The following is an 8,282-nucleotide window of genomic DNA, read 5'->3' on the forward strand; positions in this document are numbered from 1 at the left end:
TCAGCGCTCCCCGGCCCCGCGGACGCGCACCGGGTGGGACGGCACGCTCCCGCCGTCCTCACCCTCCCGCTCGACGACGACCCGGGAGCCCGCCCACCGAGCGGTATAGCGCTCGATCTCCGGCTCGTCCCACCCGTCGCCCCCGTCCTGCACGACCAGCCCGCCCCCGGTCCGCCCCCGGGCGGGCGCCCACACCTCCAGCTCCAGCCCGCCGTCCTCCCCTTGTACGGGGAGCACCGCACCCGCGCGCGCGAACACCGGGATCCGCGACAGAGGCGCGTCGACGAGCACCTGCGCCGGCCCCTCGTACGCCCGCTCCGTCACCGTGTCGTACCAGCGCCCCCGCGGAAGCTGCACGGCACGCCGGTCCGCGCCCGGGTCGAGCACCGGCGCCACCAGCAGGCTGTCACCCAGCAGGAAGGCGTCCCCGCAGTCACGCAGCGCCCGCTCCTCCGGCGCCGCCCACCACAGGGGCCGCACATAGGGCGCTCCAGTACGCCGCGCCAGATGCGCCAGCGTCACGAAGTACGGCAGCAGCCGCCGGCGCTCCAAGAGCGCCACGCGCGCGTGCTCCAGCACCTCGGCACCGAACTCCCACGGCTCCCTGCGCCCCGCCCGCAGACTCGCGTGCGTGCGGAAGAGAGGCAGGTACGCACCGAGCTGGAACCACCGCAGGTACAGCTCGGGGGAGGGGTCCCCGTCGAAGCCTCCGATGTCCGGCCCCGAGTACGGCACGCCGCACAGCCCGAGCCCCATCACCAAGGCCAGGGAAGCCCGCAGTCCCGGCCAGCCGGTGGCGACGTCCCCCGACCAGGTTCCGCCGTAGCGCTGCATGCCGGCCCACCCGGAGCGGGAGAACAGGAACGGCCGCTCCTCGGGCGCGAGCTTCCGCAGTCCCTCGAAGCCCGCCCTGGCCATGCACAGCGCGTACACGTTGTGCGCCTCGCGGTGGTCACCGCCCCGCCCCTCCAAGGAGTGCCGCGCCGAACGCGGCAGCGTCGACTCCCCGAAGGCGGCGAACGACGTGGGCTCGTTCATGTCGTGCCAGAATCCCGAGAACCCCTGGGCGAGCCGCTCCTCGTAGAGACCGCCCCACCACGCACGCACGCGCGCGTGCGTGAAATCGGGAAACACCGCATCCCCGGGCCACACCACACCCCGCACGACCTGCCCCGAGGCGTCCCGCACGAACGCGTCCCCGGCCGTCCCACCGTCGTACGCGGCATTGCCGGGCAGGGCCTTCACGGCCGGGTCGATGATCGACACCAGCCGGATGCCCTCCCGCCGGAGTTCCTCGGCCAGAACGGGCAGCTTCGGGAAGCGGTCCTGGTCGACCGTGAACACCTGATGCGCGTCGAAATGGTCGATGTCCAGGTGCACGGCGTCGAGCGGCAGACCGTGCTCCAGGTAACCCGCGACGACCCGCCGCACTTCCTGCTCGCTGCCGAACCCCCACCGCGCGTGGTGATGCCCGAGCGCCCACTCGGGCGGCAGGGCGGGCGCGCCGGTGAGCGAGGCCCAGGCGAGCAGCACGCGCGCGGGGGTACCCACCATCACCCAGCAGCGCAGAGGACCGCCGTCCATCCGCAGCTCGCTCGTCCCGACCCGGTCGTGCCCGGAACCCGCCCCCTCCTCGCCCTCCCGCAGCGTCACCGTGCCGTCCCACGAACTGTCGTGGAACACCAGATGCGTACCGCCGTCGGACACCACCATCTGCACCGGCATCGTGATGTACAGCGGGTCGTCACCAGGCGCGAAGGCGAAACCGGGGTCGGTGTTCCACAGCCGGTACGTCCCGTCCGGCAGCCGAGGACCCGAAGCACGACCACCGAGCCCGAAGAACCGCGCGTCGGCAGCCACCTCCGACCGCTGCATCCACCGCGCCGGACCGCCCCCGACCGGCTCCCACCACCGCGGCGGAAGATCACGGCGCAGCGTCACGCCACCGGGGGTGCGCACCTCCACCGCGCCATGCCGCGACACGACGACCGTCACCCGCTCGGCCACCACCCGCCAGCCGCCGTCCTTGTCCGGCTCCAGCACCGCCCGGGGATCCGCTTCCGGACACCGGCCGGCCAGCGCGTACGACGGCTCGGGCTCCGCCCCGTCCCAGCCCCAGAAGACGGCTCCGCTCACGGCGACGAGAATCCGCAGCTCCGACCGGCTGAACCGGACGACACCGCCCCCCGGCCCCGGCTCCGCCTCCTGCACGGCCCCGGGCACCCGGGCACGCTCCGCCCCGCGCGACGGCAGCCCGGTGGCGTCGGCCCGCCGCCTGCGCCACGCTGCTCGTACGGTACGCACACCCTGTGCCGCGCCCACCGAACCCACCGCTTTCACCGAACGCACCAGGTCACGACCGTTCATGCTGCTCACCCTGCCACTGACCGCCCCAGAAGCGCGTGTCGTTCAACTGCCGTTCATCCGTGCCGGGACCACATCTTCACGACCTGGACTATGTGGGGCGCACCCTGGTGCCGAAGTCGATCACGTGGCATTGTCCGTGCCAGCCGCGTCACGCGCACACCCCAGCCCGTGCGCGGAGGACGCACACGACGCGCACAGTCCGGGAGCCGACCATGTCGACCGATAGTCCTCAGCCGCTGTGGCAGCCAGACCCCGAGCGCATCGCACGGGCACGGATCACGAGGTTCCAGGCCTGGGCAGCCGAGCACCACGGCGCCCCCGCCGAGGGCGGCTACGCGGCCCTCCAGCGCTGGTCCGTCGACGAGCTGGACACCTTCTGGAAAGCCCTGACGGAGTGGTTCGACGTCCGCTTTTCGACGCCCTACGCGCGCGTGCTCGGCGACCGTTCGATGCCGGGCGCCCAGTGGTTCCCCGGGGCGACCCTCAACTACGCCGAACACGCGCTGCGTGCGGCCGACACCCGCGCTGACCAACCTGCCCTCCTGCACGTCGACGAGACGCACGAACCGAGCCCCGTCACCTGGGCCGAGCTGCGCCGCCAGGTCGGCTCCCTGGCCGCCGAACTGCGCGCCCTCGGCGTACGCCCCGGAGACCGCGTCAGCGGCTATCTCCCCAACGTCCCGCAGGCTGTGGTCGCCCTCCTCGCCACAGCCGCCGTGGGCGCCGTCTGGACGTCCTGCGCGCCCGACTTCGGCGCCCGCAGCGTCCTCGACCGCTTCCAGCAGGTCGAACCCGTCGTGCTGTTCACGGTCGACGGCTACCGCTACGGCGGCAAGGAGCACGACCGCCGCGAGATCGTCGCCGAACTGCGCCGCGAACTGCCCACCCTGCGCGCCGTCGTCCACATCCCCCTCCTTGGCACCGAGGCACCCGAGGGCGCCCTGGACTGGGCGGCCCTCACCGCCGCCGACACGGCCCCCGTCTTCGAGCAGGTGCCCTTCGACCACCCCCTGTGGGTGCTGTACTCCTCCGGCACGACCGGCCTGCCCAAGGCCATCGTCCAGTCCCAGGGCGGCATCCTCGTCGAGCACCTCAAGCAACTCGGCCTGCACTGCGACCTTGGCCCCGAGGACCGCTTCTTCTGGTACACGTCGACCGGCTGGATGATGTGGAACTTCCTCGTCTCCGGCCTGCTCACCGGCACCACGATCGTCCTCTACGACGGCAGCCCCGGCTACCCGGACACCGGCGCCCAGTGGCGCATCGCCGAACGCACCAAGGCCACCCTCTACGGCACCTCGGCCGCCTACGTCATGGCCTGCCGCAAGGCGGGCGTCCACCCGTCGCGCGACTTCGACCTCTCCTCCGTCCAGTGCGTCGCGACCACCGGCTCCCCCCTGCCCCCCGACGGCTTCCGCTGGCTCCACGACGAGGTCCGCGACAACCTGTGGATCGCCTCCGTCAGCGGCGGCACGGACGTGTGCTCCTGCTTCGCCGGAGCCGTCCCGACCCTCCCGGTCCACGTCGGCGAGCTCCAGGCCCCCTGCCTCGGCACCGACCTCCAGTCCTGGGACCCGAGCGGCAACCCCCTGGTCGACGAGGTCGGCGAGCTCGTGGTCACCAACCCCATGCCGTCGATGCCCATCCACTTCTGGAACGACCCCGACGGCAGCCGCTACCACGACAGCTACTTCGACACGTACCCCGGCGTCTGGCGGCACGGCGACTGGATCACCGTCACCTCCCGCGGATCCGTCGTCATCCACGGCCGCTCCGACTCCACGCTCAACCGCCAGGGCGTACGCATGGGATCCGCCGACATCTACGAGGCCGTGGAGCGCCTCCCCGAGATCAGGGAATCCCTCGTCATCGGCCTCGAACAGCCGGACGGCGGCTACTGGATGCCCCTCTTCGTGCACCTGGCCCCCGGAGCCGTCCTCGACGAGGCCCTGCTGAACCGCATCAAGCAGACCATCCGCGAACAACTGTCACCGCGCCATGTGCCCGACGAGATCATCGAAGTGCCCGGCGTCCCGCACACCCTGACCGGCAAACGCATCGAGGTCCCGGTCAAACGCCTCCTCCAGGGCACCCCGCTGGAGAAGGCGGTCAACCCGGGCTCCATCGACAACCTCGACCTGCTCGGCTTCTACGAGGACCTGGCCCGCAAACGCGCCTGACCGGCCCCCTGAGACCACTCGTCGTAACCATGGCTGTCGATGTGATCATGCCAGCTTCGTAGCTTCTGACCTGCCGTTTTCACGGTTGCCCGGATGTGTGATCACCATGCCCACCCCCGTTGTCAGTGCCGCCGGTTACTGTGAGTGAGCATTGATCGACCGTGCACAGGGGGAACGATGACGCACACGGACAGCCGGACCATGCGACGTGTCCTGCACCGAGAAATCGCCGGCACCATCGGCCTGATCACCGACGAGCACGACTTCCGGGCCATGCGGCGCTACCGAAGCTTCACCTTCCACGACCACGCCGCCTACCTCGAACACGTGGAAGGACTCCTCAGGGCACGAGCCCTGCAAGGCAGTCACACCACGGTGGCCCTCTTCGACCCCGAGGAGTACGCCGAGTTCTGCAAGCAGAACGGCCTTGATCCCGACCATCCGTCGAGCCGCACACGCTTCACGGCACGACTCGCGGTCACAGGCCCGACCCTCCCCTACGAGGGCCAGCCGCTGGCGGACCTCCTCCCGGCTCTCGTCGACGAGGCCGTGCGACAGGCCACCTGGGAATACGCGACCACACTCCTCGCCCGCCTGGGCGCCTGCACCGCCTGCGGCGAGGACATCGGACACGCCGCCTTCACCCGGGCCTCGGACCTCCTCGTCCGCATCCTCGACACGGCCCCACCCGGCGACCGGCACCTCGTATGCAGCGTCACCGGACCGCCCGAAACCCTCGTCGCCGCCCTCCACGTCGCCGACACCGACGGCGCCGTGAAACTGGACGAGGCCGAATTCCTCGAGTTCACCACGGTCCTGGCCCTCGGCCTGGCCACCGAAAGCCCCGGAGGCCTCGTCATCCGCGCCAGCTCCCCAGGCACCCCCGACCGCGTCTACGGCTGGCGCCTGCGCGCATACGGACTCGAACCCCTCACCGCGGGAGAGGTCTTCGACGCCTACTGCACCGACGTCGAATCCGGCGACCTGATCTCCCCCGAATCCAACGTCGACTACCGAGAGCCGCCGGACCTGGGAGAGGTGAAACCCGAACAGGGACACCACCACTGAAAAGCGGGCGGGGCGCCCCACCGCAGTGGAGCGCCCCGCCCGGGCAGCCTCGGCCGGCCATGGCGACTCACTCGCCCGACAACACCGCCTGCGCCGCGCTGCGCGCGTCCTCGGCACTGTCCGTGGCCCGGGCCGCCGCCGCGGCACGCTCGCACTGCGCCAGCGTGTACTTCGCCAGCGTGGCCCGGACATAGGGAATCGACGCCGCGCCCATCGAAAGAGAGGTGACGCCCAGACCAGTCAGCACACACGCGAGCAGCGGGTCGGACGCGGCCTCACCACACACGCCACAGCTCTTGCCCTCGGCCTTCGCGGCCTCGGCGGACAGCGCCACCAGGTCGAGCAGCGCCGGCTGCCACGGATCCTGGAGACGGGAGACCGCACCCACCTGACGGTCGGCGGCGAAGGTGTACTGCGCCAGGTCGTTCGTCCCCAGCGACAAGAACTCGACCTCCTGGAGGATCGAGCGCGCCCGCAGCGCGGCCGACGGGATCTCGACCATCGCACCGAACTTCGCCCGCAGCCCGGCCCCCCGGCACGCGTCCGCGAAGGCCCGGGCATCAGTGCGGTCCGCGACCATCGGGGCCATGACCTCGAGGTAGACCGGCAGCCCCTCCGCGGCCTTCGCGAGCGCCGTCAGCTGGGTGCGCAGGATCTCCGGGTGATCCAGCAGAGTCCGCAGACCCCGCACGCCGAGCGCCGGGTTCGGCTCGTCGACCGGCGTCAGGAAGTCGAGCGGCTTGTCCGCGCCCGCGTCCAGCACCCGCACCACGACACGCCCCTCGGGGAACGCCTCCAGCACCTGCCGGTATGCGGCGACCTGCTTCTCCTCCGACGGCGCCTGCTTGCTGTCGTCCAGGAAGAGGAACTCGGTCCGGAAAAGGCCGACCCCCTCCGCACCGGCCTCGACCGCTGCCTCAACATCCGCCGGGCCACCGATGTTCGCGAGCAGCGGCACCTTGTGACCGTCCGCGGTGGCACCGGGACCGGTGGAGGCCGCCAGCGCCGCCTTCCGCTCGGCGGCCGCGGCCTCGAGCTGAGCCTTCTTCTCATCGCTCGGGTCCACGAAGATCTCACCGGTGCTGCCGTCGACGGCGATCATCGTGCCCTCGGCGAGCTCACCCGCACCCGGCAGCGCGACCACGGCCGGCACCCCGAGCGCCCGCGCCAGAATCGCACTGTGGCTGGTCGGACCGCCCTCCTCGGTGACGAAGCCGAGCACCAGAGTCGGGTCCAGCAGCGCGGTGTCGGCAGGCGCGAGGTCACGGGCGACAAGAACATAGGGCTCGTCGCTGTCGGGCACACCCGGCATCGGCACCCCCAGCAGACGGGCGACGATACGATTCCGCACATCGTCGAGGTCGGCCACGCGACCGGCGAGGTACTCACCGGCACCCGCGAGCAGCTCGCGGTACGAGGCGAACGCGTCGTACACCCCACGCTCGGCCGTGCTGCCGACGGCGATGCGTCGTTCCACGTCTGCCATCAGCTCGGGGTCCTGGGCCATCATGGCCTGCGCCTCGAGCACCGCCTGGGCTTCGCCCCCCGCCAGGTTCCCCCGTGCCATCAGGTCGGCCGCCACAGCCTCCACGGCCTTGCGGGCGCGCCCCTGTTCACGCTCCGCCTCCTCCGCGGGGATCTGCTTCGCGGGCGGCTCCAGCACCGCCGTTCCCATGTGCCGAACCTCGCCGATAGCCACACCGTGGCTTACGCCGACGCCTCGCAGCGTTGTGTCCATCTCACCCGTCTCCGATAGTGCGGCGGATCCGACCGCCGCGTTGGTTCTCCTGCTAGCCGCCATACGACGGCACTGACGTCACTTCCAGAGGAAGAGACTGTCGCCGGCCTTCACATCGCCGTCGTCACGAAGATCGGAGAGTGCTTCGGCCGTGGCCTCCAGCGCCACGATCGGGCAAATCGCGGACTTGCCGGCGGCCTCGACGGCTGCCGGGTTCCAGCGCACGATGCCCTGACCGCGCCTGACGGTGTCACCCTTGTTCACGAGCAGCTCAAAACCCTCGCCGTTGAGCTGGACTGTGTCGATACCGAGGTGGGTGAGAACACCGTGACCGTTCTCGTCGACCACGACGAACGCGTGCGGGTGCAGGGAGACGATGACGCCGTCCACGGGTGAGACGGCCTCGGAAGGCTCACGTACGGGGTCGATCGCTGTGCCCGGGCCGACCATGGCCCCGGAGAAGACCGGATCCGGCACGGCTGCCAGTCCGATGGCGCGTCCTGCGAGCGGGGACGTCACGGTGGTCATGGGAAGCCTCCCAGGGGTGGAGATCGATATGGGCCGTCCCTGTCGGTACCGGGCGGCACACTGTTCAGCAGGGTATGTCACCTGAAGTGCCGGTTCCGCAGGAGCGCTTCAGAGTGGTCTAGACCATACCGCATATCAATTTGCACCCGCTCCGCGGCCGCGTGTACAGTCGTACTCCTGCTTGGGGCTGAACGACGCCTCGCGTCCTGGCCCGGCAGCACCCAACTTGCCAGATCCTATCTCGGGGTCGCCTTCTGCATGCCTGCAGGACGGTGGTCAGAGGGCCGGAAAAACACTGGTAGAGTTGGAAACGCAAGACCGAAGGGAAGCGCCCGGAGGAAAGCCCGAGAGGGTGAGTACAAAGGAAGCGACCGTTCCTTGAGAACTCAACAGCGTGCCAA

At 70.7% G+C, this 8,282-nt stretch carries 5 protein-coding genes; 2 read left to right on the forward strand and 3 right to left on the reverse strand.

Annotated elements, in window-relative coordinates:
- Nucleotides 1-2,367 (reverse strand): glycoside hydrolase family 31 protein, encoded by a 2,367-nt coding sequence (locus ABZ192_RS35680; RefSeq protein ID WP_356928622.1) that lies wholly within the window; start codon nucleotides 2,365-2,367, stop codon nucleotides 1-3.
- A gap of 212 nt (nucleotides 2,368-2,579) precedes the next feature.
- On the opposite strand from ABZ192_RS35680, the gene ABZ192_RS35685 reads away from it, so the two are divergent.
- On the forward strand, nucleotides 2,580-4,547 hold the full coding sequence (locus tag ABZ192_RS35685; RefSeq protein ID WP_356928623.1) for an acetoacetate--CoA ligase: 1,968 nt from the start codon (nucleotides 2,580-2,582) through the stop codon (nucleotides 4,545-4,547).
- A 177-nt stretch (nucleotides 4,548-4,724) separates the two neighbouring features.
- Nucleotides 4,725-5,615: a hypothetical protein gene (locus ABZ192_RS35690; protein WP_356928624.1), complete on the forward strand. Its 891-nt coding sequence runs from the start codon at nucleotides 4,725-4,727 to the stop codon at nucleotides 5,613-5,615.
- Between the two features lie 67 nt (nucleotides 5,616-5,682).
- Here the strand turns inward: ABZ192_RS35690 and ptsP are convergent, their stop codons facing one another.
- Both ptsP and ABZ192_RS35700 read right to left on the reverse strand, forming a co-directional pair.
- A complete protein-coding gene (ptsP, locus tag ABZ192_RS35695) occupies nucleotides 5,683-7,353 on the reverse strand; it encodes a phosphoenolpyruvate--protein phosphotransferase (protein ID WP_356928625.1) in 1,671 nt (556 codons plus the stop codon).
- Nucleotides 7,354-7,431: 78 nt separating this feature from the next.
- Nucleotides 7,432-7,881 carry a PTS glucose transporter subunit IIA gene (locus tag ABZ192_RS35700; RefSeq protein ID WP_356928626.1) on the reverse strand — a complete coding sequence of 150 codons (450 nt, stop codon included), beginning with the start codon at nucleotides 7,879-7,881 and terminating at the stop codon, nucleotides 7,432-7,434.
- Nucleotides 7,882-8,282: the final 401 nt, after the last annotated feature.

It is taken from the genome of Streptomyces sp. NPDC006235 (assembly GCF_040613735.1).
Lineage (GTDB): Bacteria > Actinomycetota > Actinomycetes > Streptomycetales > Streptomycetaceae > Streptomyces.

Excerpts from the sequence above, each read along its gene's own strand:
- ABZ192_RS35700 (WP_356928626.1), bottom strand. The coding sequence starts at position 7,881 with ATGACCACCGTGACGTCCCCGCTCGCAGGACGCGCCATCGGACTGGCA.
- ABZ192_RS35680 (WP_356928622.1), bottom strand. The coding sequence starts at position 2,367 with ATGAACGGTCGTGACCTGGTGCGTTCGGTGAAAGCGGTGGGTTCGGTG.
- ABZ192_RS35690 (WP_356928624.1), top strand. The coding sequence starts at position 4,725 with ATGACGCACACGGACAGCCGGACCATGCGACGTGTCCTGCACCGAGAA.
- ptsP (WP_356928625.1), bottom strand. The coding sequence starts at position 7,353 with ATGGACACAACGCTGCGAGGCGTCGGCGTAAGCCACGGTGTGGCTATC.
- ABZ192_RS35685 (WP_356928623.1), top strand. The coding sequence starts at position 2,580 with ATGTCGACCGATAGTCCTCAGCCGCTGTGGCAGCCAGACCCCGAGCGC.